At 68.8% G+C, this 25,373-nt stretch carries 26 protein-coding genes; 6 read left to right on the forward strand and 20 right to left on the reverse strand.

Going from position 1 to position 25,373, the window contains the following annotated elements:
- The first annotated feature begins 69 nt into the window (after positions 1-69).
- Positions 70-747, forward strand: a complete 678-nt coding sequence (pdeM, locus tag ACSFBM_RS28565; RefSeq protein WP_435487406.1) for a ligase-associated DNA damage response endonuclease PdeM — start codon at positions 70-72, stop codon at positions 745-747.
- 189 nt (positions 748-936) lie between these two features.
- Here pdeM and ACSFBM_RS28570 read toward each other — a convergent pair whose 3' ends face one another.
- Genes ACSFBM_RS28570 through ACSFBM_RS28580 form a run of 3 tightly spaced genes read right to left on the reverse strand, consistent with a single transcriptional unit; the run spans position 937 to position 3,013 of the window.
- Positions 937-1,464 carry a TPM domain-containing protein gene (locus ACSFBM_RS28570; RefSeq protein WP_435487407.1) on the reverse strand — a complete coding sequence of 176 codons (528 nt, stop codon included), beginning with the start codon at positions 1,462-1,464 and terminating at the stop codon, positions 937-939.
- Positions 1,465-1,480: 16 nt separating this feature from the next.
- Entirely contained in the window at positions 1,481-2,401 is a 921-nt protein-coding gene (locus tag ACSFBM_RS28575) for a TPM domain-containing protein (protein WP_435487408.1), read from the reverse strand.
- A gap of 12 nt (positions 2,402-2,413) precedes the next feature.
- On the reverse strand, positions 2,414-3,013 hold the full coding sequence (locus ACSFBM_RS28580; protein ID WP_435487409.1) for a LemA family protein: 600 nt from the start codon (positions 3,011-3,013) through the stop codon (positions 2,414-2,416).
- 153 nt (positions 3,014-3,166) lie between these two features.
- On the opposite strand from ACSFBM_RS28580, the gene ACSFBM_RS28585 reads away from it, so the two are divergent.
- Complete coding sequence (locus ACSFBM_RS28585) at positions 3,167-3,946, forward strand: hypothetical protein (RefSeq protein WP_435487410.1); 780 nt, start codon at positions 3,167-3,169, stop codon at positions 3,944-3,946.
- 64 nt (positions 3,947-4,010) lie between these two features.
- Here ACSFBM_RS28585 and ACSFBM_RS28590 read toward each other — a convergent pair whose 3' ends face one another.
- The 7 genes from ACSFBM_RS28590 to ACSFBM_RS28620 all read right to left on the reverse strand — a co-directional run bounded on the left by ACSFBM_RS28590 (position 4,011) and on the right by ACSFBM_RS28620 (position 10,907).
- Positions 4,011-4,685, reverse strand: a complete 675-nt coding sequence (locus ACSFBM_RS28590; RefSeq protein ID WP_435487411.1) for a cysteine hydrolase family protein — start codon at positions 4,683-4,685, stop codon at positions 4,011-4,013.
- Entirely contained in the window at positions 4,682-5,614 is a 933-nt protein-coding gene (locus ACSFBM_RS28595) for an ABC transporter permease (protein WP_435487412.1), read from the reverse strand. The genes ACSFBM_RS28590 and ACSFBM_RS28595 overlap by 4 nt, the downstream gene beginning before the upstream one ends.
- Positions 5,614-6,759: an ABC transporter permease gene (locus tag ACSFBM_RS28600; protein WP_435487490.1), complete on the reverse strand. Its 1,146-nt coding sequence runs from the start codon at positions 6,757-6,759 to the stop codon at positions 5,614-5,616. The genes ACSFBM_RS28595 and ACSFBM_RS28600 overlap by 1 nt, the downstream gene beginning before the upstream one ends.
- A gap of 19 nt (positions 6,760-6,778) precedes the next feature.
- Positions 6,779-8,305, reverse strand: a complete 1,527-nt coding sequence (locus ACSFBM_RS28605) for an ABC transporter ATP-binding protein (protein WP_435487413.1) — start codon at positions 8,303-8,305, stop codon at positions 6,779-6,781.
- Positions 8,306-8,328: 23 nt separating this feature from the next.
- A complete protein-coding gene (locus ACSFBM_RS28610; RefSeq protein ID WP_435441115.1) occupies positions 8,329-9,438 on the reverse strand; it encodes a BMP family ABC transporter substrate-binding protein in 1,110 nt (369 codons plus the stop codon).
- A 64-nt stretch (positions 9,439-9,502) separates the two neighbouring features.
- Positions 9,503-9,889: a VOC family protein gene (locus ACSFBM_RS28615; RefSeq protein WP_307511161.1), complete on the reverse strand. Its 387-nt coding sequence runs from the start codon at positions 9,887-9,889 to the stop codon at positions 9,503-9,505.
- Positions 9,890-9,905: 16 nt separating this feature from the next.
- The gene (locus tag ACSFBM_RS28620) at positions 9,906-10,907 is read right to left on the reverse strand and encodes an isopenicillin N synthase family dioxygenase (protein ID WP_435487414.1); all 1,002 of its coding nucleotides are present in this window, start codon (positions 10,905-10,907) and stop codon (positions 9,906-9,908) included.
- A gap of 216 nt (positions 10,908-11,123) precedes the next feature.
- Between ACSFBM_RS28620 and rutR the strand changes: the two genes are divergently transcribed.
- A complete protein-coding gene (gene rutR / locus ACSFBM_RS28625; RefSeq protein ID WP_435487415.1) occupies positions 11,124-11,840 on the forward strand; it encodes an HTH-type transcriptional regulator RutR in 717 nt (238 codons plus the stop codon).
- 39 nt (positions 11,841-11,879) lie between these two features.
- Here the strand turns inward: rutR and rutF are convergent, their stop codons facing one another.
- The 6 genes from rutF to rutA are packed head-to-tail and all read right to left on the reverse strand — an operon-like array spanning position 11,880 to position 16,234.
- Positions 11,880-12,416, reverse strand: a complete 537-nt coding sequence (rutF, locus tag ACSFBM_RS28630; protein WP_435487416.1) for an NADH-dependent FMN reductase RutF — start codon at positions 12,414-12,416, stop codon at positions 11,880-11,882.
- Positions 12,417-12,441: 25 nt separating this feature from the next.
- Complete coding sequence (locus ACSFBM_RS28635; RefSeq protein WP_435487417.1) at positions 12,442-13,047, reverse strand: malonic semialdehyde reductase; 606 nt, start codon at positions 13,045-13,047, stop codon at positions 12,442-12,444.
- The gene (gene rutD / locus ACSFBM_RS28640) at positions 13,044-13,886 is read right to left on the reverse strand and encodes a pyrimidine utilization protein D (RefSeq protein ID WP_435487418.1); all 843 of its coding nucleotides are present in this window, start codon (positions 13,884-13,886) and stop codon (positions 13,044-13,046) included. The genes ACSFBM_RS28635 and rutD overlap by 4 nt, the downstream gene beginning before the upstream one ends.
- 5 nt (positions 13,887-13,891) lie before the next feature.
- On the reverse strand, positions 13,892-14,284 hold the full coding sequence (gene rutC / locus ACSFBM_RS28645) for a pyrimidine utilization protein C (RefSeq protein WP_435487419.1): 393 nt from the start codon (positions 14,282-14,284) through the stop codon (positions 13,892-13,894).
- Between the two features lie 23 nt (positions 14,285-14,307).
- Positions 14,308-15,108 (reverse strand): pyrimidine utilization protein B, encoded by an 801-nt coding sequence (gene rutB / locus ACSFBM_RS28650; RefSeq protein WP_435487420.1) that lies wholly within the window; start codon positions 15,106-15,108, stop codon positions 14,308-14,310.
- Between the two features lie 13 nt (positions 15,109-15,121).
- Positions 15,122-16,234, reverse strand: a complete 1,113-nt coding sequence (rutA, locus tag ACSFBM_RS28655; protein WP_435487421.1) for a pyrimidine utilization protein A — start codon at positions 16,232-16,234, stop codon at positions 15,122-15,124.
- A 217-nt stretch (positions 16,235-16,451) separates the two neighbouring features.
- Between rutA and ACSFBM_RS28660 the strand changes: the two genes are divergently transcribed.
- The 3 genes from ACSFBM_RS28660 to ACSFBM_RS28670 are packed head-to-tail and all read left to right on the forward strand — an operon-like array spanning position 16,452 to position 18,572.
- Positions 16,452-16,904 carry a YybH family protein gene (locus ACSFBM_RS28660; RefSeq protein WP_435441105.1) on the forward strand — a complete coding sequence of 151 codons (453 nt, stop codon included), beginning with the start codon at positions 16,452-16,454 and terminating at the stop codon, positions 16,902-16,904.
- A 44-nt stretch (positions 16,905-16,948) separates the two neighbouring features.
- Positions 16,949-18,004, forward strand: coding sequence for a YheT family hydrolase (locus ACSFBM_RS28665; RefSeq protein ID WP_435487422.1), 1,056 nt, complete (start codon positions 16,949-16,951; stop codon positions 18,002-18,004).
- Between the two features lie 4 nt (positions 18,005-18,008).
- The gene (locus ACSFBM_RS28670; protein WP_435441103.1) at positions 18,009-18,572 is read left to right on the forward strand and encodes a DUF2946 family protein; all 564 of its coding nucleotides are present in this window, start codon (positions 18,009-18,011) and stop codon (positions 18,570-18,572) included.
- Between the two features lie 83 nt (positions 18,573-18,655).
- Here ACSFBM_RS28670 and ACSFBM_RS28675 read toward each other — a convergent pair whose 3' ends face one another.
- The 4 genes from ACSFBM_RS28675 to ACSFBM_RS28690 form a co-directional block, all read right to left on the reverse strand.
- Positions 18,656-19,276 (reverse strand): c-type cytochrome, encoded by a 621-nt coding sequence (locus ACSFBM_RS28675; RefSeq protein ID WP_435487423.1) that lies wholly within the window; start codon positions 19,274-19,276, stop codon positions 18,656-18,658.
- Between the two features lie 115 nt (positions 19,277-19,391).
- Positions 19,392-20,822 carry an efflux transporter outer membrane subunit gene (locus tag ACSFBM_RS28680; protein WP_435487424.1) on the reverse strand — a complete coding sequence of 477 codons (1,431 nt, stop codon included), beginning with the start codon at positions 20,820-20,822 and terminating at the stop codon, positions 19,392-19,394.
- Positions 20,815-23,979 (reverse strand): efflux RND transporter permease subunit, encoded by a 3,165-nt coding sequence (locus ACSFBM_RS28685; RefSeq protein WP_435487425.1) that lies wholly within the window; start codon positions 23,977-23,979, stop codon positions 20,815-20,817. The genes ACSFBM_RS28680 and ACSFBM_RS28685 overlap by 8 nt, the downstream gene beginning before the upstream one ends.
- Positions 23,980-23,995: 16 nt before the next feature.
- Positions 23,996-25,327 (reverse strand): efflux RND transporter periplasmic adaptor subunit, encoded by a 1,332-nt coding sequence (locus ACSFBM_RS28690; RefSeq protein WP_435487426.1) that lies wholly within the window; start codon positions 25,325-25,327, stop codon positions 23,996-23,998.
- Positions 25,328-25,373: the final 46 nt, after the last annotated feature.

Raw genomic sequence — 25,373 nt, forward strand, 5'->3', positions numbered from 1 at the left:
GCTGGGGGCCGCGAGGGCGAATTGCAAGGCGTGCGCCGGCCGGGGCGGCTTTTGCGACACTGGCTGGCAGTGAGCTCTTCTCTTTCTTCCACGACGCCGCTGCCGGTGCAGTGGGCCGGCGAATCGTTGTGTCTGCTGCCCGAACGCGCCCTGTGGTGGCCCGCGCAGCGCACGCTGTTCCTGGCCGACCTGCACCTCGGCAAGGCGGCGACCTACCGCGCGCTGGGCCAGCCGGTGCCGGGGGGCACCACGCAGGAGAACCTGGCGCGGCTCGACGCGCTGATCGCCCGCCATGCACCCAGGCAGATCGTGTTCCTCGGCGACTTCCTGCATGCGGCGCAGGCGCGCACGGTGCTCGCCGCCGTCGAGGCCTGGCGCGCGCGGCACCCCGACGTCGCGATGACGCTGGTGCGCGGCAACCACGACAGCCGTGCGGGCGATCCGCCGGCCGCGTTGCGCATCGACGTGGTCGAGGAGCCCCATCTGATGGGCCCTTTCGCCTGTTGCCACCATCCGCAGGCGCATGCCACGCACTTCGTGCTGGCGGGGCACCTGCATCCGGCCTGCAAGCTCTACGGGCCGGGGCGCGACAGCGTGCGATTGCCGTGTTTCGTGAGCGATGCGCAGCAGGCCGTGCTGCCGGCCTTCGGGGAGTTCACGGGCGGGTGGCTGATGGAGACGGCGCCGGGGCGGCGCTTTCACGCGGTGGGCGGCTCGGCCGTGTGGGCGCTGCCGGCTATGGACTGAATGCCTTGTTCCTTCCCCCTCTGGGGGAAGGCTGGGATGGGGGCAGGCAGAGCGCCCGGTGGAAACGCCGCTTGCCCCCACCCCTGCCCTCCCCCAGCGGGGGAGGGAGCAAGTCAAAGCTCCTCTCCCGGAAGGGGGGCGAGCAAGTCAAAGCTCCTCTCCCTCTGGGGGAGGGAGAGATTCAAAGGGTCAGAGCACGACCGGTTCGTCCGGCAACTCGTTCACATCCAGCTCGCTGTCGCCCAGCGGAAAGTGTTCCACCAGCAGGGCCGAGATCTCTTCCAGCGCCTGCGTCAGCCCGTCCTCGAAGCGGCCTTCGCGAAACGCCGCGCCCATGCGCTGCGTCATCGCGGCCCATGCCGCGTCGTCGACGTGCGAATGCAGTCCACGGTCGGCCACGACCTCGATCGCGTGCTCGGCCAGCAGCAGGTAGATGAGCACGCCGTTGTTGTGTGCCGTGTCCCACACGCGCAGCTTGCCGAACAGCATGACCGCACGCTCGCGCGCCGAGGCATGGCGCCACAGGTACGACATCGGCAGGCCCGCCTCGACGCAGATGCGGACCTCGCCGCTGTGGCGCCGCTCGCTGGCGGCCACGCGGCCCGTCAGGCGCTGCATCACGGCCTCGGGCAGGGCGCGGCGCACCTCGGATTCGTCGATCCAGCGATGGCGCCAGATGCGGCCCAGCCTGGAGAAAAGGGTTGCGTCGGTTGCCATCGTGTTCACCCGTTCTTCACCAGTTTCCCGAGGCGCCGCCGCCGCCGAAATTGCCGCCACCGCCGGAGCTGAAACCCCCGCCGCCGCCACTGCTCCCGCCGCTGCTCCAGCCCCCGCCGCCGCCACCCGAACTCCAGCCGCCGCCGCCACCACCCGGCCGCCCCGCGGCCGCCACCAGCGTGATGATGAGCGCGATCACCCCCGCGATCGCCGCGATGGCGATGCTGGCGGTGATGAGAAAGACGACCAGCCCGACGCCACCGCCCACCACCACCGTGCCCAGCTTCTTGCCGAGGATGGCCCGCACGATCGGCGCGCCGATGAACACGCCCACGAACAGGAACAGGCCGAAGTGCTGCAGGAAGCCGAAGATCCCTTCGTTGCCGTAGCCGCTCGATTCACCCGTGTCGCGCGAAGGCGCCGGCAGCGGCTCGCCGTCGACCAGACCGATGAGCCGGTCCACCGCGGCGTTCAAACCACCCGCAAAGTCGTTCTGGCGAAAGCGCGGCTTCATCTCCTCGTCGATGATGCGGCTGGCCGCCAGGTCGGGCACCGCGCCTTCGAGCGCCTTGGCCGTGGCGATGCGCATCGCGCGGTCGTTCTTGGCCACCACCACCAGCAGGCCGTCGCCCACGCCCTTGCGGCCGATCTTCCAGGTGTCGCCCACGCGCTGCGTGTAGCTGGCGATGTCTTCTGGCGCGGTGGTCGGCACCATCAGCACCACGATCTGCGAGCCCTTGCGCTGCTCGAAGGCCGCGAGCTTGGTCTCGAGGCCGTTGCGCTGGGCGCTGTCGAGCGTCTGGGTCTGGTCGATCACCCGCGCCGTGAGCGCGGGCACCGGCAGCAGGCCTTGCGCCAGCGCGGGCAGCCCGGCCCAGGCAAAGGCCGTCAGAAAGAACGCGGCCAGCGCGCGGCGGAACAGGGCGGCAACGGCCATCGGTTGCGGCGCTTACTTCTTCGGTGCGCTGAAGTCGACAGTAGGTGGCGTGGAAATCTGCGCCTCGTTCTGCACCGTGAAGTTGGGCTTGGGCGCGTAGCTGAAGATCTTGGCCGTGATGTTGGTCGGGAAGCTGCGCGCGAGCACGTTGTACTCCTGCACGCTCTCGATGTAGCGGTTGCGCGCCACGGTGATGCGGTTCTCGGTGCCCTCCAGCGTCACGCGCAGGTCGCGGAACGCCTGGTTGGCCTTCAGGTCGGGGTAGCGTTCCGACACCACCATCAGCCGAGACAGCGCCGACGAGAGCTCGCCCTGCGCCTGCTGGAACTTCTGGAAGGCCTCGGGGTTGTTCAGCGTCTCGGGCGTCACCTGGATCGAGGTGGCCTTGGCGCGCGCCTCGATCACCTTGGTGAGCGTGTCCTGCTCGAAGGCGGCCTCGCCCTTCACGGTGGCGACGATGTTGGGCACGAGGTCGGCTCTGCGCTGGTACTGGTTGAGCACCTCGCTCCAGGCCGACTTGCTGGCCTCGTCGAGCGACTGGAAGTCGTTGTAGCCGCAGCCGCTCAGCGACACGACTGCCGCAAGGATCAGGAACCAGCGCTTCATCATCATTTGCATTACCTCCGCAGAAGAGCCGGAAGTTAGCATAGGACGTCGCTCGCCCCCAGGCTTCGCGCACTTCGTGTCGCTTCTCCTACCCCCTGGCGGGAGCAACACCTGCAGCCCGGCAAAGCCGGTTCCGCGGTGTTTCGCGAAAAGGTTTCGATGGCTTTCACTCTTATGGCGTCTTCTCCGATCAGTCCTCTGCATGCCCTGCAGGCCGCGAACCGTGCAGGTTTGCCCGTTGCTTCCTCGGCCTTCGGCACGCTGCTGATCGCTGGTGCCACGGGCGCCCTGGGGGCCGAGTTGCTGCGCCGGCTGGCGGGCAGCCACCGCCATGCGCACACCCGCGTGCTGGCGCGCGAGCCGATGCGCGACGGGCTGCGCGGTGTCGAGACCTGCCTGAGCCCGGCGCTGCCCATCGCGCAATGGCCGCTCACCTCCGCCCACACGGCTGTCGTCGCCTTCGACCCGCCGCGCCTGTACCACGACCGCGAACGCGCGCTGTGGGTGCCCGAGCCCTCGGATCTGCCCGCGCTCGCGCGCTGGCTGCATGCCTGCGGCGTGCGCACGCTGGCCATCGTGCAGCCGCACGACCAGGGCCGGCTGCCCGAGGCGCTCAAGCGCGGGCTGGCCAGCCTCGACGAGCAGGCGGTGGCGGCCTGCGGCTTCGAGCGCGTGATCCTCGTGCGCTCGGCGCGCAAGCCGGCGAATGCCAAGTTCGCCAATCCGCTGGAGCGGCTGGCCGCATGGATGCTCTCCGTCGTGCGCTTCATGGTGCCGAGCAGCGAGCAGCCGGTGCGCGCGTCGAAGGTGGCGGAGCTGGTCGACCTGGCGCTGCGCATCGCGCCGCCGGGCGTGCACGTGGCCGCGCCCGAACTGGTGTGGCAGGCCGCGCAGGGCGACATGCAGGGCGTGGCCGAGCGCTGGCTCGGCAAGGCTTAGGGCGACACCAGCGGCCGGCAAAGCCGGTTCCGCGGTGTTTCGCGAGGCCGCAGGACGCCGCTTCCTAACCGCGCCACTGGCGCAGCAGCTCGCCCGAATCGACCACCAGCCCCAGGTGCAGCGACACCATCGCCAGCGCCGCGCCTTCCAGGTGCGCATCGGTGCCGCGCACCAGGTCGCGCAGCACGATCACGCGGTAGTTGTGGTTGTTGGCGTCGAAGGCCGTGTTGAGCACGCAGCAGTCGGTGAAGCCGCCGTTGAGCACCACCGTCTCGATGCGCTGGTTGCGCAGCAGAAAGTCGAGGTCGGTCGGGTAGAAGGCCGACAGCCGCCGCTTGGTGTCCACCCGCATGTCGCCGGGCGCCACGCGCGTGACCCACTCGGTCCACTTCGAGCCTTCGATGGCGTGCGCGTCGGCATTGGGAATTTCGCCCACGTGCAGCGGAAAGGTGCGCCGCCACGCCGCCGGGATGCCGCGCGTGTCGTCCTCGCCGCCGGGCCGCAGCACCGACTTGATGTGCACGATGCGCACGCCCAGCGCGCGCACCTCGTCGTGAAAGCCGTCGATGGGCGCCACCACGTCGCGTGCCCGGGGCGCCGGGCAGGGGCAGTCGGGGCTGTCGTCCAGGTGGCCGCGGTGCATGTCGATGGACACGACCGCGGTGGTGGCCGGGTTCAGGTAGTCGGCGAACTGCGCCGCGTCGAGCTCGCGCTCCTCGTTGTAGACCCAGGCCTTCATCGGCGTTCTTCTCTCACATAGGGTTGGCCCAGCGCGCCGGGCTCTTCGTCGGCGCCGCGCCGCGAGAGCGCGACCCACACCATCACGCCGAGCGTCACCGCGTACGGCGTCATCATCACGAAGTACTGCGGCAGCTGCACGCCGGCCGCGGCCAGCTGGGGAATCAACGCCTCGATGCAGCCGAACAGCACCGCGCCCACCAGCGCCTTCCACGGCGACCAGCGCGCGAAGATCACCAGGCCCACCGCGATCCAGCCGCGCCCGCCGGTCATGCCCGCGATCCACAGCTTGGTGCTGACCACCGAGATGTAGGCGCCCGCCAGGCCCACCAGCGCCGAGCCCGCGAGCACCGCCGCGAAGCGCCACGCCGTGACGTTGATGCCCGCCGCATCCGCGGCCTGCGGGTTTTCGCCGACGGCCCGCAGCCGCAGCCCGGTGGAGGTGCGCGCGAAGAACCACGCCACCGCGCCGAAGATCGGCAAGGTGAGCCACACCATCGCGTTCTGCGCAAAGAGCTTGCCCACGCCGGGCAGCATCGACAGCGGCCACAGCGCCATCGCGCCGATGCCGTCGGTGGCGTGGTTGGTCCAGTCGGCCATGGAGCCGACCAGCGAGGTGAGGCCCTGGCAGAAGAACACCAGCGCGAGCCCGGCAATCACCTGGTTCACGCGCAGCCAGATCACCATCACCGCGAACAGCATCGACACCACGCTGGCCGCCAGCATCGCGAGCACCAGCGACACGGCCGGTTGCCCGATGGCGATCTGCGCGCCGATGCCGGCCAGCGCGCCGACCAGCATCAGCCCTTCGGCGCCCAGCGAGAGCACGCCCGCGCGTTCGCTGATGATGAGGCCGAGCGCCGCGAGCGCATACGGAATGGCGAAGTCCGGCGTGCTCGCGAGCCAGTTGAGGATGACACCACCGCTCATTAGAGAACCTCGCCCCCCACGCGGCGCAGCCGGTGGCGAATGAAGAAGTCGCTCGACGCGACGCACACCACGATGATGGCCTGGATCAGCTGCACCATCGAGAACGGCACCTGGTAGAACACCTGCAGGCTGCGCCCGGTGACGAACAGGGCGGCCACCAGCAATGCGACGACCGTTGCCGCCAGCGGGTTGTTGCGCGCCAGGAAGGCGATGAGGATGCCCGAGAAGCCGTAGCCCTGGTAGAAGGCCTGCGTGAGCCGGCCTTCCTGCCCCGCGACCACCGCGAAGCCCGCGAGCCCGGCCATCGCGCCCGACAGCAGCACCGCGCCGTAGATGGTGCGCCGCACCGGCACGCCGTTGGCATGCGCCACGCGCGGGTTCGCGTCGACGAAGCGCAGGTACAGGCCCACGCGGCTCACGCTCACCAGCCACCACGCCAGCAAGGCAACAATGCCCGCCAGCAAAATCGCGCTGCCCACGCCGCCACCGAGCTCGGGCAGGCGCTCGAACGCGCGGAACTGCGGCGAGTAGGGGAAGTTGTCCTTCGGGTCCTTCCAGCTGCCGTACACCAGGTGCAGCAGGAAGTTGGCCGCCATGTAGTTGAGCATCAGCGTGGAGATGATTTCGTTCACGCCGAGCTTCAGCTTGAGCCATGCCGGGCCCAGCACCCACAGCAGGCCGCAGGCCACGGCGGCCACGAACATCAGCGGCAGGCGCAGGTTCTCGGGGCCGATCTGCCACATCGAGAGGGTGGTCGCGCCGATCGCGCCCCAGATCATCTGGCCCTCGAGCCCGAGGTTCCAGAAGCGCGCGCGGAATGCGATGGAGCCCGCCAGGCCGACCAGGATCATCGGCGCGGCCTGGAACAGCACGGCGCGAAAGTTCTGTCCGTCGAAGAAGGTCTGCGTGACGAACTCGTTGGCCAGCTCGTCGGCCGGCACGCCGGCGGCCACCAGGATCGCGGCGGAAATTGCGAAACCGACGAACAGCGCGGCCGCGAGGATCAGCGCCTGCCAGCGCCATGCCATGTGCTGGCGGATCTCGAGCGCGTAGCGGCGGCGCGCGAGCGGCTGCATGGCGCGCGGCGCTTCATGAGCGAGAGGAGCGAGAGCAGCGGTGTGGGGGGGCTTGGGTGTGTGTGCCATGTCGGCCGTGAGGGATGCTTCAGCCATGGTCGACCATCGCCTGTCCGATGGCCTGGCGGTCCGCGGGCTGCGCGAATTCACCGGCAATGCGACCGCGTGTCATCACGCCCACGCGGTCGGCCAGCTGCAGCACTTCGTCGAGGTCTTCGCTGATGAGCAGCACCGCGGCGCCGCCGTCGCGCGCGGCACGCAGCCGCGCATGCACCTCGGCGCTGGCACGCACGTCGAGGCCCCGGCTCGGGCTGTGCGCGAGCACCAGCGTGGGCGACTTGCCGAACTCGCGCGCCAGCACCAGCTTCTGCGCATTGCCGCCCGAGAGCAGCGCGGCCTTCTGCGCGACCGAGCGCACGCCCTGCACGTCGAAGGCGCGCACGGCTTCCTGCGTGTCGCTCTGGATGCGGCCCCGGCGAAGGCGCCACACGGGCCCGTAGCGCCCGGTGTGCACGCGGCCGATGGCGTAGTTCTCGGCCACCGACAGGCCGCCCGCGAGCGCGAGCCCGTAGCGGTCGGCCGGAATGGCGGCAATGCCGATGCCGCGGCGCGCCGAGGCGGCCAGGGTCTTCAGGTCGCCATGGCCCGCGAGGTCGATCTCGCCTTCGGTGGCCTCGCCCGGCAGGCCCATGATCGCGGCCGCCAGCTCGCCCTGCCCGTTGCCGCCGACGCCGGCCAGGCCGTAGATTTCGCCGGCGTGCAGCTCGAGGTCGACCCCGTCGAGCACGCGCCGGCCTTCGGGCGAGGCCGGCGTGCGCAGCCCGCGCACCGACAGCCGCACCGGCCCGCGCGAGGCGGCCGAGGCCTGGAAGCCTTGCGCGGCGATCGATTCGCCCACGGTGAGCTTCACCAGCTCGGCGACCGATGTTTCGGCGGGCTGCAGCGTGGCCACCGTGCGGCCGCCGCGCATCACCGTCACGCGGTCGGCGTAGGTCTTCACGTCGGCCATCTTGTGCGTGACCAGCACCACGGCGGCACCGGCACGCGCCAGGCCCTGAACCGTCTGCAGCAGGCGCGCGGCCTCCTGGTCGGTGAGCACGGCGGTGGGCTCGTCGAGGATCAGGATGCGCGCGCCCGCGAGCAGCACCTTGAGGATCTCGACGCGTTGTTGCTCGGCAATGGACAGGGCGTCGACCCGCTTCGACGGATCGATGTCGAAGCCCAGCTCCGATGCCTTGTTGCGGATGTCGCGTGCCATCTCGCGCAGCCGTTCGCCGTGGCTCTGGAACTCGGCCGGCGGCGGCGCGGTGAGCAGGATGTTCTGCGCCACCGTGAACGGACGCACCAGCTTGAAGTGCTGGTGGACCATGCCGATGCGGTGCCGTGCCGCATCGCGCGGCCCGGTGAAGCGCACCGCGTTGTCGTCCACCAGCAACTGGCCGGCTTCGGGTGCATACAGACCGGCCGCGATGTTCATCAGCGAGGACTTGCCCGCGCCGTTCTCGCCGAGCAGGGCGTGCACCTCGCCCCAGCGGGCGGCGAAGTGTGCGTCGGTCAGCGCCGCAAAACCGTCGAAGGACTTGCGGATGCCGGTGAGTTCGAGCGCGTTGGGCATGGGCGTCTTCGGTCCTTGCTGGCTTACTTCTGCGTGACCACGCCCTTGACGAACCAGTCCATCTTCCACAGGTCGGCGTCGGACAGCACGGCACCCTTGGCCACGCGCTCCTTGCCGTCGCGGTCGGCGAGCGGGCCGGCATAGACCTGCTTGCCCTTCATGATCGCGTCGCGCTCGGCGGTGATGGCCGCGGCCTTGTCCTTGGGCACGGCGGGGCCGAAGCCCGCGATGTCGGTGCCGCCGTCCTTCATCTCGATGAAGGCGCCGTAGGGGGCGGGCTTCCATCCGCCGGCCATCACCTTCTTCAGCTCCGGCGTGAGGAACTTGTCCCACACCCAAACGGACGAGCACAGCGTGGCCTTGGGTGCGAACTGGCGCAGGTCGCGGTGGTGGCCGGTGCCGTACACGCCGCGCTCCTGCGCGACGATCTGCGGCGTGGGGCTGTCCACGTGCTGGCCGATCACGTCGGCGCCCTGGTCGATGAGCGCGGCGGCGGCGGCGCGTTCCTTCACCGGGTCGTTCCACGCGCCGGTGTAGATCACGTTGACGGTGGCGTTCGGGTTCATCTTCTGCGCGCCGAGCGCGAAGGCGTTGATGGTCCAGTTCACCACGCCGAAGGGATTGGCCGCGACGAAGCCGAGCTTGCCGGTCTTCGAGGCCGCGCCCGCGGCCATGCCGCAGAGGTACTGGCTTTCGTAGGTGCGGCCGTAGAACGATTCGAGGTTGGTGCCGTTGGTGGTGCCCGAGCCGTTCAGGAAGGCCACGTCGGGGTACTTGGCGGCGAGGTCCTTGAAGCTGTCGGAATAACCGAAGGCCGTGCCGATGACGATGTTGGCGCCGCGCTGAATGAATTTTTCGGCCGCAGGCTTGATGGCCGAGGCGTCTTCGGGCACGTTCTCGACGAACTGGATCTTCTGGCCGATCTCCTTCTCGATCTTCACGCGGGCTTCGTCGAAGGCCTGCGTCCAGCCGCCGTCGTTCTTCGGGCCGAAGTAGAGCATGGCGATCTTCGGCTTGTCCTTCAGCGTGAAGCCGTCGGCGGCCGCGGCGGGCAACGTCGTGAACAACGCGCCGCCGGCTGCGAGGCTCAGGGCCAGGCCGAGGGTGGTGCCGTGGGAGGGAGTGCGCAGCATGGAGCAACCTTTCGTGAGGAGCATGGGAGGAGACGGGGAAGAAAGAGAAGAAAGCCGCGTGCCGCTACATCATGAAATTGATGCGGAACACGTTGCCCTCGGGGTCGAGCAGCACCGACTGGTACCAGTTGTAGTAGGTGACGTACGGCGGCTTGATGAGCGTGGCGCCGGCCTCCAGCGCCACGGGCACCATGCGGTCCACGTCGGCCTGGCTGTCGACGTCGATGTTCAGCAGGAACTTCACGCCGCGCGTGTCGGAGAACTCGGCAAGGTGCAGCAGCTCGTAGGCGTCGAGCGCGTTGAAGCCCAGGCTCGACTTGCCGGTGTCCAGCCCGCGAAAGATCGGCGAGCGGATCGCCTCGATTTCGGGGAAGCCGAACACGCGCTGGTAGAAGCCGCTGAGCGCGACCACGTCCTTGGCGAAGACGTTGACGTAGGAGAGGTGCGCCATGTGCGTGGGGCCCCGGTCAGGCGGTGGCCTTGGTGCCGCCGAACGTCGTCTGCTTGACGAACTTCGAGGTCAGGTGATCGCCGGAGGAAATGGGTGCGTACTTGGCGCTCTCGCCGGGTGCGAGGCAACTCGGCAGGCACTCGACCATCGCGTCGTAGTTGGGCTGGTGAAAGAACACCAGCGACTGGCGGCGGTTGGTGCTCGCCACCTCGAACGGCGGGTTGATCACGCGGTGCAACGTGGACACCCACTGGTCGTTGGTCCACTGCATCATGAGGTCGGCGATGTTCACCACCAGGCCGCCCTCGACCTGCGGAACGTCGACCCACTGGCCGGCCTTGTTGAACACCTGCAGGCCCTTGTCGTCGGGCAGCACGATCGTCAGGCTGCCGTAGTCGCTGTGCGCACCCGCGCGCAACTGGCCGGGCAGCGGCTGCTCGCGCTGCGGCGGATAGCTCAGCACGCGGAACATGCTGATGTGCTCGTCGATCTTGTCGTCGAAGAAAGTCTCCGGCAGCGACAGGCCGAGCGCGAAGATGCGCATCAGCGAGCGCGAGAGATCGCTCATGGCGTCGAAGTAGCCTTCGTAGGCTTCGCGGAAACCGTCGATGGGCGGCCAGCTGTTGGGCTCGAAATGAGGGCCTGCGGCGGGGCCGCGGTGGTACTCGTCGTTCGGCACGTTCGAAGGGCCGATGGAGAACGACTCCTTCAGGTCGCCGGGCGCCGCCTCTTCCAGGCTGTACGACAGGCCTTCCTCGCCCACCGCGCTGTAGCCGCGCACCGCGTCCTCGCGCGGCCGGTCGACCTTGCGCTTCTCGGCGAGCGGCATGTCGAAGAAGGTGCGCGAGAGCGACGACACGCTGGAGATCAACGCCGGCGGAATGCCGTGGTTGGTGATGACGAGGAAGCCGATGCTGCGGCAGGCTTCATCGACTTTCTTCGCGACCTCGGCCTTGCCTTCGGCGGTGCCGGCGAAGTAAGGCGCGAGATCGATGATGGGGACGGACAGCAGGGTCATGGCGGGTTCCTCTTGCTTGGCATGCCTTTCGCCATGCAACGTCTGTGCCAGTTGGACCAAATGGACAAATCGCAATCGCCGCGTCAGCATGGTGCGTGGCAAGGCCCTTGCGTCAGCCCGTGAAGGCCGTCGTGGCGCACGGTGATGCACCGTGGCCTTACAGTGGTGCGCAGTACTGAACGAAACCGAAGACCGAGATAGAGAGAGTGAGGGAAGATGCCGAAGACCAAGGCGCTGGCTGCCAACACCAGCAAGGAAGCCAGCAAGGAAAGCCCGGCGCGCAAGCGTGCGAAACCCGTGGTGCGCAGCGCGTCCGCGGTGAGCCGCCGGCTGCGCCAGATCGAGGACAAGCGCAGCACCATCCTGGGGGCGGCACTGGGCCTGTTCTCGCGCTTCGGCCTGCACGGCACGTCGATCGACCAGGTGGCCGCGCGCGCCGATGTGTCCAAGAGCAACCTGCTCTACTACTTCGCGAACAAGGAGGAGCTCTACGTCAACGTGCTGCGCGACCTGCTGGCACTGTGGCTCGAACCGCTGCGCGGCTTCAGCGCGGAACAGGACCCGAGCCAGGCCATCGGCGACTACATTCGCCGCAAGCTCGTGATCTCGCGCGACCGGCCCGATGCGTCGCGCCTGTTCTGTCTTGAAATGATCCAGGGCGCGCCGCTGCTGCGCGACGAGCTCGACCGCGAGTTGCGCACGCTGGTGGAGCGCAAGTCGGAGGTGATCGTGGCGTGGGTGGCCGCGGGCAAGCTGGCACCGGTGGACCCGCAGCACCTGATCTACGCGCTGTGGGCGATCACGCAGCACTACGCGGATTTCGGTGTGCAGGTGCAGGCGCTGTCGGGGCACACGCTCGACGACGAGGCGTTCTTCGAGAAAACGGTGGAGAACGTGCAGCGCATCATTCTTCAGGGCATCACGCCGCGGTGAATGCCGCAAGGCGCTGTGTCTTGCTTACCGAGAGAAAAGTCAGTGCTGCGGCGGCACCGCGATCTCGTGATAGCGGCGGTCGAAGTAGATGAGCCCTTGCGCCGCACCGCCGATGGCGATGGCCACCGCCTCGCAGAACAGCACGTCGTGCGTGCCCGCGCTGGTCGCGTGCATCACGCGGCAGTCGAAGGACACGGCCGCGTCGTCGAGCATCGGCGAGCCCGTGGTGTTGCGGCTCCATCGGCCCGCCGCGAAGCGTTCGTCCATCGGCGTCTTGCCGCCGAACAGGGCCGACAGCGACTGGTGTCCCGCGGCCAGCACGTTCACGCACAGCACGCCGTTCGCCTTGAACGCCGGGTACACCGACGCCGAGCGGTTCAGGCACACCAGCAGCGTGGGCGGCTCGTCGGTCACGCTGCACACGGCCGATGCCGTGAAGCCCGCGCGGCCCGCGGGGCCGTCGGTGGTGATGATGTTCACCGCGGCGCCCAGGCGCGCCATCGCATTGCGATAGTCGGCCTTGGGCAGGCCCGGCGGCAGGCCGGCGGGGTTCGATGGAGCAGCGTGGGAGACCATGGCGTTCAACATTGCAGTGACTCCGTCAGGCCAGCACGCAGGCCGCGTCGAAGGGCAGGCGCGGCAGGCGAGCGAACACTTTCGACGCGTCGCCGTGGCCCAGGTTGATGAGGAAGTTGACGCTCCAGTCGGTGCCTTCGAAGAAGGCCGCCTCGACCTTCGCCTTGTCGAAGCCCGACATCGGCCCGGCGTCCAGGCCCACCGCGCGTGCGGCCAGCAGCAGGTAGCCCGCCTGCAGGCTGGCATTGCGAAAGGCAGTCTCGTGCGCGGCCTCGGGGCTGCCGGTGAACCAGCTGCGCGCGTCGGCATGCGGGAACAACGTGGGCAGCTGGTCGTAGAACTTGCGGTCCCATGCGGCAATGACCGTGACGGGCGCGCTCATGGTCTTGTCGAGGTTGCCCTTGGAGAGCGCAGGCGCCAGGCGCGCCTTGCCTTCGGGCGTGCGCACGAACACGAAGCGCGCGGGCGAGCAGTTGGCCGAGGTCGGGCCGAGGCTCGCGAGCGCGTAGACCTGCTGCAGCTGCGCGTCGGTGACGGGTTCGTCGGTCCAGCCGTTGTGGCTGCGCGCGCCGGTGAACAGCAGCGACAGCGCGGCGTCGTCGAGTGTGGAGAGCGTGGCGGAGGTGGTCATGCGGAAACGGTGTGTGCGGTGTGTGCGGTGGGAGTGCTCGCCCGCGAAAGAAAGGCCAGCAGGGTGCTGTTGAACGCATCGGCCTCGGTCACGCTGTGCGCGTGGCCGCCGTGCGCCATGAGGTTGAGCGTGGCGTTCGGCAGGCTGTCGGCCAGGCGCAGCGAGCAGGTCCAGGGCACGAGCACGTCGTCCTTGGCGGCGGCCACCAGCGTGGGCGCGGCGATGTCGGCCAGGCGTGCGTCGATGTCGAAGGCGCGCAGCGCGGCGATGCGCGTGCGCATGGTGTGCTCGCCGGGGAAATGCGCGAAGGCGTGATCGACTTCGTCGGCCACGCGCTTGGCGTGCGTGGCGCACCACGCGGCGGGGTACAGGAAGATCGGTTGCGCTTCGACATACGCACGCGCACCGCATGCGCCCAGCAGTGCAAGGCGCGCATCGAAGCAACGCGCCGAGTGCGGGTTGGGCTTCGACCAGGCGTTGACGAGCACCAGGCTGGCGATGCGCGAGGGCGTGTCGAGCGCGAGCTGCAGGCCGACGAGGCCGCCCAGCGCATGGCCCGCGAAATGGCATTGCGCGGTGTTCGTGGCGTCGAGGATCTCGCGCACGTCGTTCGCCATGTCCGCGATGGCATACGCATCGGGCAGGGCGCCGGGGCTGCGGCCGGTGCCGCGCTGGTCGTACGCAATGACCCGATGCCCCGCGGCAATCAACGCGCCCAGCTGCGGCTGCCAGAACCCGGCCGAGCCGCCGAGGCCCGACGACAGCAGCACGGTGGCCGCCGCGTCCGACGGCCCATGCACCTCGTAGTGCAGCGAAGTCATGCCGGTCATGCGGGTCATGTGCTTCAGGCCTTCTTGCCGACGTGCGCGATGGAGGCGATCTCGACCAGCGCATCGGGCTTCACCAGGCCGCACTGGATGCAGTAGCGGGCGGGCTTGGTGCCGGGAAAGAACTCGGCATACACCGTGTTGATCTTGGCGTAGTCGGCCCAGTCCTTGAGCATGATCTGGTTGAAGGTCACGTCGTCCATGGTGCCGCCGGCCGCTTCGACCACGCCCTGGATGATGGTGAGCACATGGCGCGCCTGCGCGCTCGCGTCGCCCACATGGACCACGTTGTTGTCCTTGTCGAAGGGCAGCGTGCCCGACACGTAGAGCACGCCGTCGGCGAGCGTGCCGGGAACGTAGGGTGCGAGGGGAACGCCGGTGCCGGGCGGGATGATGGCTTGCTTGGGCATGGGAAAAGTCCTTCGTGAAGAAATCAGGCGATGGCCGTTTCGGCCGGGGCAGTTGGTGCGGCAGCAGCAGGGGCGGGCGCGAAGGTGCGGCAGAACTGGTCCACCGTAGAGACCCATCCGAAGAAGGTCTCCACGTTGTAGACCGAGGCCTTCTGGATGGCCGCGCCGCCGAGCTCGTGCGTGGCGTCTTCCAACATCACCGCGAAGTACTCGAGGTGGAAGGCATCGCGCAGCGTCGACTCCACGCACACGTTGGTCGCGATGCCGGTGAACACCAGGTGGCGGATGCCGCGCGCGCGCAGCGTGCTGTCGAGCGTGCTGTTGAAGAAGCCGCTGTAGCGCGTCTTGGGCACCACGATGTCGCCGGACTGCGGCTTCATCTCTGCGATGAGTTCGTAGTCCCAGCCGCCCTTGGCGAGGAACTTGCCCTGCAGCTCGGGCCTGGCGCGCATGGTCTTCAACGCGTTCGACTTGTGCCAGTTCGGCGAGCCGGGGCCGCCGGCCTCCACATAGGCTGCGTCCCAGCCGTTCTGCAGGAACACGACCAGCATGCCGGCCGCGCGCGCCGCCGAAATGGCGCGCGCGATGTTGGCGATGGTGCCTTGCGCGCCGGAGATGTCGAAGCCGGCCGAGTCGACGTAGCCGCCGATGGAGGCGTAGGCGTTCTGCATGTCGACGACGATCAGTGCCGAGTCGGTGGCGTGCAGCGCCATCGGCTCGGGGCGCGCGGGCAGCACCAGCGGTGCGGGCGCACCGGGAAGGCGCGGCGCACCGACGGGCGTGGTCGAGGTGAGGGTGGTGTTCTTGGGTGCGGACGAGGTCATGCGCGTCTCCTCTTCAGGCTGCGAGGCGCTCGGGCTCGACCTGCGAAGGCACCGGGCTCTGCACGTGCGCGCGGCTCTTCATGAGCGGCTGGATGCGCTCGCCGAAGGCTTCCACGCCCTGCACGAAGTCGTCGAAGGTCAGCAGCACGCCTTCGGTGCCGGGCACCTCGGCCACTTCGTCGAGCATGCGCGCGACGCTGGCGTACGAGCCCACCAGCGTGCCCATGTTGATGTTCACGGCCGAGGTCGGGTCGGCCATCTGGCGCACGTTGGTGTCGGCGCCCGACTTGGTGTCGGCCGCGCCCTGCTGGCCCAGCCAGGCGATGGCCTCGTGGTCGGCGCCGGCCTTGTAGTGCTCCCACTTGGCGCGCGCGGCCTCGTCGGTCTCGTCGGCGATCACCATCATCAGCACGTAGGTGGTGACGTGGCGGCCGGTCCTGGCGGTGGCCTCGATGAGCTTCTCGGCGGCGGGCGCGAAGGCCTTGGGCGTGTTCACGCCCTTGCCGAAGCAGAAGTTGTAGTCGGCGTACCTGGCCGAGAACTCCATGCCCGCGTCGCTCTGGCCGGCGCAGATCACCTTCATGTCGGCCTGCGGCTGCGGGCTCAGGCGGCAGTCGTCCATCTGGAAATGGTCGCCCTTGAAGTCGGACTGGCCCTTGCCCCACAGGTCGCGCAGCACCTGGATGTATTCGGAGAGGTACGCGTAGCGCGTGCCGAAGAACTGGTCGCCGGGCCACATGCCCATTTGCGAGTACTCGGGGCGCTGCCAGCCGGTGACCAGGTTCAGGCCGAAGCGGCCGTTGGAGATGGAGTCGATGGTCGACGTCATGCGCGCCACGATGGCCGGCGGCATCACCAGCGAGGCGGCCGTGGCGTAGAGCTTGATCTTGCTGGTGACCGCCGCCAGGCCGGCCATGAGCGTGAAGGACTCGAGGTTGTGGTCCCAGAACTCGGTCTTGCCGCCGAAGCCGCGCAGCTTGATCATGGACAGCGCGAAGTCGACGCCGTAGCGCTCGGCCTTCAGCGTGATCTGCTTGTTCAGTTCGAAGCTGGGCTTGTACTGCGGGGCGTTTTCGGACAACAGCCAGCCGTTGTTGCCGATGGGAATGAAGATGCCGACGTTCATGGAAAGGCTCCTGTTGCGTGATTGCGCAACGCCTTGCATACGCCGTGCCAGTTGAATAAGTTGTTTGAAATCAATGGCTTGCGGAAATGATGCGTCGGTGTTTTGACCAAGTGGTCCAAAGTGGCGCAAGCGAACGGCCGGCGATGCGGCAGCACGGTGCGCACCGGACCACATCGGTGCAGTGCCGCCGTCACGGTCGGCGCGGCAGAATCACGCCATGCCCAAGACCCCACTCCGCGCCGCCGCGGCCCTCGGCGGCACTGCCGACGACGTCGAGACGGCTTTTTATGAAGCGCTGCAACGCGGCGACATCGATGCGCTGATGGCCTGCTGGGCCGACGAGGACGAGGTGTTCTGCGTGCACCCCGGTGGCCCGCGGCTGGTGGGGGCCGTGGCCATTCGCGCGGCCTTCGAGCAGATGTTCGGCAACGGCGCCATCCACGCCACGCCGGCGCGGGTGCGCAAGATCGAGTCGCTCGCCAGCGCGGTGCACAACGTGCTGGAGCGCATCGAGGTGCTCACCGCCGAAGGCCCGCGCCATGCCTTCGTGCTGGCCACCAACGTCTATCACAAGACCGCGCAGGGCTGGCGCCTGGTGGCGCACCATGCGAGCCCCGGCAGCGCGCGCGAGCCCGACGACGTGAACGACCCGCCCCAGACCCTGCATTGATGCCGTCCCTCGTTTCCCCCTCTTCAGCTTCTTCCGGTTCGGCAATGGATTACCTGGCGCCGCGCTGGCTGCCCGGCGGCAACCTGCAGACCATCTGGGCCGCGCTGTATGCGCGGCGCTTCGACGGGCCGGCGCCGGTCTACCGGCGCGAGCGCTGGCCCACGCCGGACGGCGACTTCATCGATGTCGACTTCGTGGACGCGCCTGCGGCGTCATCGGCTGAAGGACCACCACCAGCGCCGCCGCCGCTGCTGGTGCTGTTCCACGGCCTCGAAGGCTCGTCGCGCAGCCACTACGCCGAGGCCTTCGCCACCTTCGCCGCGGCGCAGGGCATGGCCTTTGCCGTGCCGCATTTCCGCGGCTGCAGCGGCGAGCTGAACCTGGCGCCGCGCGCCTACCACTCGGGCGACTTCGAGGAAATCGGCTGGATCCTGGCGCGCATGCGCGAGCAGCATGTGGCCAAGGGCGGCGGCCCGGTGCTGGCCGCGGGCGTGTCGCTGGGCGGCAATGCGCTCATGCGATGGGCTTCGGAAGCCGGAGAAACGGCTTCGGGCGTGGTGGGCGCCGTGGCCTCCGTGTGTGCGCCGCTCGATCTTGCGGCGGGTGGCGAGGCCATCGGCCGCGGCTTCAACAAGCTGGTCTACACGCGCATGTTCCTCAACACCATGAAGCCCAAGGCGCTGGCCAAGCTGGCGCAGTTCCCGGGCCTGTTTGACCGTGAGCGGCTGGTGTCGGCGCGCAACCTCCATGACTTCGACAACGTGTTCACCGCGCCGCTGCACGGCTTTCGCGACGTCGCCGACTACTGGTCGCGCGGCTCGGCCAAGCCGCACCTGGCGTCGATCCGCGTGCCCGCGCTGGTGGTGAACGCCCGCAACGACCCGTTCATTCCCGCCGCGAGCCTGCCCCGGCCCGGCGAGGTGGGCCCGCACGTCACGCTGTGGCAGCCCGCGCACGGCGGCCATGTGGGCTTTCCGATGGGATTGCCGCCGGGGCATGTGCAGGGCATGCCCCAGCGTGTGGGCAGCTGGCTGCAGATGTACGGCGGCACACGCGGCATATCGGCTGACGGTGCGCTCTTGCGCACGGGAAGAGAATGACGCCATGGACGACATCGTCAAACAAGCAATCGCCAAGTGGCCCAACGTGCCGCACTGCTACGGCTGGCTCGGCCTGGACGCGCGCGGCAACTGGTACATGCGCGACGACCGCACCCAGGCCGAAGGCCCGTTCCGCACGGCCAAGGGCTCGATGCTGCGGCACGACAAGCTGATCGACTTCATTCACCGCAACTACGAGCACGACGACGAAGGGCAATGGTTCTTCCAGAACGGGCCGCAGCGCGTGTACATGGAGCTGGAGGCCGCGCCCTGGGTGTGGCGCGTGGCCGAGGAGGGCGATGGCTTCAGCGTCACCTCCCACACCGGCAAGGCGGTCGAGGTGTCGGGCTGCCTGCTCGACGAGGAGGGCAGGCTCTACCTGGCCTCGCCGATCGGGCTGGGCCTGGTGCACACGCAGGACGTGGGGATTGCGGCCGAGGCCGTCGAGCGGGGCCTGTGGGAGCCGGAGGCGGTGCAGGCCAGCGAGTTGCCAGGCCGCTTCGGGCACGTGCTGAGCCCGGCGCAGCGCCACGCCGACGAGGCCCCCGCGTTGTCCTCCAGGCCCTGAGCTTCTTCGCCACGCGGTTCGCCATTGAAAAAGCCGGCGCTGGGCCGGCTTTCTTGCGTGTGTCGCTTGACCAGGGAAAACGCTTACTTGGCGGGCTCGCTGGCTGCCGGGGCTGCCGCTGAAGCCGCGCCCGAAGCGCCTTCGGCAGGCGCCGCCGCCGGACGGTCCGGCACCGGGAACTTGGCGCCACCGGCGTTGGCCATGTAGACCACGGCGCGGCCCACTTCGAGGTCTTCGAAGTCGCCGCCGCCCTGGGCAGGCATGGCGCCCTTGCCCTTCAGGGCATGTTCGAGGAGGGTGGCATAGCCCTGGCCGATACGCGGGCCCCAGGCGGCTGCGTCCTGGAAGTGCGGGGCGCCGGGAATGCCGGGGGCGCCGTGGCAGGTGGCGCACTGGGCCTTGAACACGGCCTCACCGGTGGCCAGCGGACGGTTGGCGTCGCGGACCTCGATGGCGCCGACCCGCTTCAGGCGCTCGGCCACTTCGCGGTCGCGTGCCTCCTTGGTCACGCCGTAGAGCGCCATGTTGTCGCCCTCGGCGGTGCCGGCGGGCTTGTTGCCCGAGACCACGTAGGCGACAAGACCCACGATGATCAGGATCGGGGCAATGAAGGAGAAAAATACCGCCAGCAGCAGTTGCTTCGGGTTCTTGATCGGCCCGGTGTGGGCTTCTTCTGTGGCCTGGTAATGCGGGTCTGCGCTCATGGCGTCCTCAATAACGGGGGCTCGTCGGGGGGCTTCTTCTAACCAACCGGCGATTATAGAGAGACCCCTTGCCCGAAGGGGCAAGGGACCTACCCTTAGGCGGCGACCCGATGGCTCAGCCCTTGTCGCGTGTGGCCCAGCCGCCGCCCAGCGTCTTGTACAGCGTGACCTGGTTCTGCAACTGCAGCAGGCGCGTGGTCACGGCCGATTGCTGGGCCGTGAACAGCGAGCGCTGCGCGTCCAGCAGGTCGAGCGCGCTGGCAATGCCGTTGCGGTAGCGCAGGTCGGACAGCTTGAAGCGCACGCCTTCGGCATCGGCCTGCGCACGTTGCGCGCGCACCTGCTCGCCCAGCGTGGCGCGGCCCGCGAGCGCATCGGCCACTTCGCGGAACGCCGTCTGGACCGACTTCTCGTACTGCGCCACCGCGATCTCGCGCCCGGCCTTGGCCGAGTCGAGCGTGGCCATGTTGCGGCCCGCATCGAAGATCGGCAGCGTCACCGTGGGCGCGAACGACCAGGCCTTGGAGCCGCGGTCGAACAGGCCCGAGAACTCGGTGCTCGCGGTGCCGATGCCGCTGGTGAGCGACACGCGCGGGAAGAAGTTGGCGCGCGCCGCGCCGATGTTGGCGTTGGCCGCAATCAGCTGCTGCTCGGCCGAGCGGATGTCGGGGCGTTCGGCCAGCAGGTCCGACGGCAGGCCGGCGGGCACGTCGGGCATCGGGTTGATGCCTTCCAGGCCCTTGGTGGGGCTGGTGCTGCCCGCGGTGGCTTCGGCCGGCACCGGCGCGCCCAGCAACAGAGCCAGGGCGTTCTCGTCCTGCATGCGTGTGCGCTGTTGCTGCGCATAGGCGGCGCGTGCCGTCTCCAGCAGCGAGTTCGCGGCCTGGAAGTCGAGCTCGGACGACACGCCGTTGTCGAAGCGCAGCTTGGTCAGGCGCACCGACTCTTCGCGCGTGGTCAGCGTCTGGCGGGTGATTTCGAGCAGCTCGTCGTCGGCCAGCAGCGTGAGCCAGCCGTTGGCGACCGAGGCGATCAGGCTGATCTGCACGGCCTTGCGCGTCTCGTCGGTGGCCAGGTACTGCGCCAGGGCCTGGTCCTTCAGCGCGCGGATGCGGCCGAAGAAGTCCAGCTCCCAGGCGGTGAAGCCGAAGTTGACGCTGTACTGCGACGACACGCTGCCCAGGCTGGAGTCGATCGCCTGGTAGGCGTTGGGGCTCGAGCGCGAGCCCGATCCCGTGAGGCCCAGGGCCGGGAACAGCGCCGAGCGCTCGACCTGGAACTGCGCGCGCGCCTGCTCGATGTTGAGCACCGACACGCGCAGGTCGCGGTTGTTGGCCAGCGAGGTCTGGATCAGGCCCGCCAGCCGCGGGTCGGTGAAGAAGTCCTGCCACGGCAGGTTGGCCGCGGCCTGGCCGGCCGGCTGCGTCGGGTCGCCCGGGTAGGTGGTCGGCACCGGCGCGGCGGGACGCTCGTAGGTCGGAATCAGCGAGCAGCCGGCCAGCAGCAGGGCCGCTGCCAGGGCGGTGGGAATCAGTTTCTTATTCATGTTTCGGTTCCTCCACGATGCCGGCGGCTTCGGCGTGCCGCTTGTCGGCCTCGCGCTGGCGCGCGCTGCCCTTGAACAGGGTGCGCACCACCACGAAGAAGATGGGTACGAAGAACACGGCCAGCGCCGTGCCGGTGATCATCCCGCCGATCACGCCGGTGCCGATGGCGCGCTGGCTGGCCGAACCCGCGCCGGAGGCGAGGAACAGCGGCAGCACGCCCAGGCCGAAGGCCAGCGAGGTCATCACGATCGGGCGGAACCGCAGGTGGGCCGCGGTGAGCGCCGACTCGATCACGCCCTTGCCCTGCGCCTGCAGGTCTTTCGCGAACTCGATGATCAGAATCGCGTTCTTCGCGGACAGGCCGATGATGGTGATCAGGCCCACCTGGAAGTACACGTCGTTCGAGTACGAGCGCAGCATGGTCGCCAGCAGCACCCCGATCACGCCCAGCGGCACCACCATGATCACCGCCAGCGGAATGGTCCAGCTTTCGTACAGCGCGGCCAGGCAGAGGAACACCGCCAGGATCGCGAAGCCGTAAAGAATGATCGACTGCGAGCCCGCGAGCTTTTCTTCACGCGACTGGCCGGTCCATTCGAAGCCGAAGCCCGCAGGCAACTGCGTGGCGAGCTTTTCCATCTCGGCCATCGCGGCACCCGTGCTGAAGCCGGGTGCGGCGTCGCCGCTGATGCGGATGGCCGGGTAGCCGTTGTAGCGCACCGTCTGCGTGGCGCCCTTGACCCACTTCGTGGTCGCGAAGGCCGAGAGCGGCACCGGCAGGCCCTGGGTGTTGGGCGCCGTCAGCTTCAGCAGGTCGTCGGGCTGCATGCGGGCCGGCGCGTCGGCCTGCACCACCACGCGCTGGAGGCGGCCGCGGTTCGGAAAGTCGTTCACGTAGCTCGAGCCCAGCGAGGTCGACAGCGTCGCGTTGATCGCGTCGAAGGTCACGCCCAGTGCGCTCGCCTTGTCGCGGTCGATGTCGATCTGCAGCTGCGGCGCGTCTTCCAGGCCGTCGGGGCGAACCTGCGCCAGGATCTTGCTCTGCCCGGCCATGCCCAGCAGCTGGTTGCGCGCGTTCACGAGCGCCTCGTGGCCCGCGCCTGCGCGGTCCTGCAGCCGGAAGCTGAAGCCGGTCGCGTTGCCCAGTTCGGGAATGGGCGGCGGGCTCAGCGGGTAGATGAAGGCGTCGCGGATGCCCGAGAGCGCACCGAAGGCACGCCCGGCCAGCGCGCTGGCGGAGTGCGCCGGGTCCTTGCGTTCGTCCCAGTCCTTCAGCGTCACGAAGGCGAGGCCGGCGTTCTGGCCCTGGCCCGAGAAGCTGAAGCCCATCACGCCCACCATGCTCTGCACTTCGGGCTGCTTCAGGATGAAGCCTTCCACCTGTTGCATGACCGACAGCGCACGCTCCTGCGTGGCGCCCGGGGGCAGTTGCACGTTCACGATGATGTTGCCCTGGTCTTCCTGGGGCAGGAACGAGCTCGGCAGGCGCATGTACGCCACCACCACCGCGCCGATGATCACGGCGTAGATGATGAGGTAGCGCGCCGCGCGGCGCAGCAGCCGCGAGACGATGCTTTCATAGCCCTTGGCCGTGCGCGTGAACACCCGGTTGAACCAGCCGAAGAAGCCGCGCTTCTCGTGGTGGTGGCCGGCTTCCACCGGCTTGAGCAGCGTGGCGCACAGCGCGGGCGTGAGCGACAGCGCCATGAACGCCGAGAAGGCGATCGACGCCACCATCACCGCCGAGAACTGGCGGTAGATGTTGCCGGTCGAGCCGGCGAAGAACGCCAGCGGCACGAACACCGAGATAAGCACCACGGTCACGCCGATGATGGCGCCCGAGATCTGCTTCATGGCCTTGCGCGTGGCTTCGAGCGGCGAGAGCCCCTCTTCGCTCATGATGCGCTCGACGTTCTCCACCACCACGATCGCATCGTCCACCACGATACCGATCACCAGCACCATGCCGAACATGGTCAGCACGTTGATCGAGAAGCCCAGTGCGAGCAGCGTGGCGAAGGTGCCCAGCAGCGCGACCGGCACCACGATCGTCGGGATGATCGTGTAGCGCCAGTTCTGCAGGAAGATGAACATCACCACGAACACCAGCGCCACGGCTTCCAGCAGCGTCTTGACCACTTCGGTGATCGAGATGCTCACGAAGCGCGAGCTGTCGTACGGAATGGCCCACTTCACGCCCTGCGGGAAGTACTTGGACAGTTCGTCCATCTTGGCGCGCACGGCCTTGGCCGTCTGCAGCGCGTTGCCCGAAGGCGTCTGTTGCACGCCCACGCCCACGGCCGGCTGGCCGTTCAGGCGCGCCGACGTGGCATAGGCCTGGCCGCCCAGTTCGACACGGGCCACGTCCTTCAGCCGCACGGTCGAGCCGTCGGTGTTGGCGCGCAGCACGATGTTCTTGAACTGGTCGACGTTGGCGAGCTGGCCGTTCACCACCACGGTGGCGGCGATGGCCTGGCCCGGCACGTTCGGCAGGTCGCCGATGGTGCCGGAGGCCACTTGCGCGTTCTGCGCCTTGATGGCGTTGTTCACGTCCAGCGGCGACAGGTTGAAGCCCTGCAGCTTGGCCGGATCGATCCAGATGCGCATTGCGTTCTCGGTGCCGAACAGCTGCGCCTGGCCCACGCCGGGAATGCGCTGCAGCTCGGGCACGATGTTGCGCGAGGCGTAGTCGCCCAGCGCCACCGGGTCGTAGGCCGGGTTGTCGGACGACAGGATCGTGAACAGCAGGAAGTTGTTGCGCGACTTGTCCACGCGCACACCCTGCTGCGTCACCGTGGCCGGCAGGCGCGGCGTTGCGCGCGACAGCCGGTTCTGCACGTCCACCTGCGCCAGGTCGGGGTCGGTGCCCTGCTCGAAGCTGATCGTGATGGTGCCGGTGCCGTCGGCTTGCGCCACCGATTCCATGTAGATCAGGCCCGGCGAGCCGTTCATTTCGCGTTCGATCACGGACAGCACGCTGTCCTCGAGCGTCTGGGCCGACGCGCCGGGGTAGGCGGCGTTGATCACGATGGCCGGAGGCGCCACCGGCGGGTACTGCGAGATCGGCAGCTGCGTGATGGCGACACTGCCCATCACCAGGACGAACAGTGCGATCACCCAGGCAAAGATCGGGCGGTCGATAAAGAATTTGGCCATGCGGGCGCGCTCCTGCTTACTTCTTCTCGGCCGGGGCCGAAGCCTGGCCGTTCGCTGCGGGTGCCGCGGCGGGGGCGGCTGCACCTGCGGCGGCCGGTGCGGCGCCTGGTGCTGCACCCGAGGCTGCGGCGGCGGGCGCTGCGGCGGCATTCGGCTCCGGCTTCTTCCACGGCACCGCCTTCACGGGGGTGCCCGGCGGCATCATCTGCAGCTTCTGGAAGCCGTCGACCATCACCTGTTCGCCGGCCTTCAGGCCGTCGAGCACCACCCACTGGTTGTCCTTGGCGGCGCTGATCTTCACGGTGCGCTGGCTGATCTTGCCGTCGGCACTGACCACCGACACCGTGTCGCCCTGCTGGGTGCGCGTCACGGCCTGTTGCGGCAGCGTGATGGCGTTGGTGGCCTGGGCCTGCTCGAGCTTCACGCGCACATACAGGCCGGGCAGCAGCTCGCCCTTGGGGTTGGGCACTTCGGCGCGCAGCGTGATCTGGCCGGTGGTCGCGTCGACCGTCAGGTCGGAGAACAGCAGCTTGCCTTCCAGCGGGTAGTCGCTGCCGTCTTCCAGCACCACGCGGATGCTGGCGGCCTCGCCGCCGCCGGCGCGCTTGTACTGGCCGTCGGCCACGGCGCGGCGCAGCTTCAGCACGTCGGTGGCCGACTGCGTGAAGTTCACGTACACGGGGTTGATCTGCTGCACCACGGCCAGCTCGGTGGCGTCGCCCTGGCCCACCAGCGCGCCTTCGGTCACGAGGGCGCGGCCGATGCGGCCCGAGATGGGCGCGGTCACGTCGGCATAGCCGAGGTTGATCTTGGCGGTCTGCACGGCGGCGCGGCCCGAGATAACGTCGGCTTCGGCCGTCTTCTGCGAGGCCAGTGCGACGGAGTATTCCTGCTTGCTCACGGCGTTGGCCTCGACCAGCGGCTTGTAGCGGTCGGCCAGGGCCTTGGCCTGCACGGCGTTGGCTTCGGCGCGGGCCAGCGTGGCCTGGGCGTTCTGGGCGGCGGCCTGCAGCGGTGCGGGGTCGATGCGGAACAGCAACTGGCCGGCCTTCACGTCGCTGCCTTCGCGGAACTCGCGCTTGAGCAGGATGCCGGCCGCGCGGGCGCGGACCTGGGCGACGCGCGACGCTTCGAGGCGCCCGGGCAGTTCGGTCACCAGGCCGACGTCGGTCGGTGCGGCCACCACCACGCCCACTTCAGGGGCAGGGCGGGCGCCGCCGGCAGCGCCGCCCGGGGCGGCGGGCGCATCGCTCTTGCCACAGCCCGCAAGGACCAGCAGGACGACGGCAGCCACGGTCGCGAGACGCGGCGAAAAGGACGAGTGACGCGAAACATGCAGGAGAGGCATGCGATTCCTTTGAAGCGAAGACGGGAGATGGCGCATTTCACGGAGC

The sequence above is a fragment of the Variovorax pasteuri genome, assembly GCF_051216435.1.
GTDB lineage: Bacteria > Pseudomonadota > Gammaproteobacteria > Burkholderiales > Burkholderiaceae_C > Variovorax.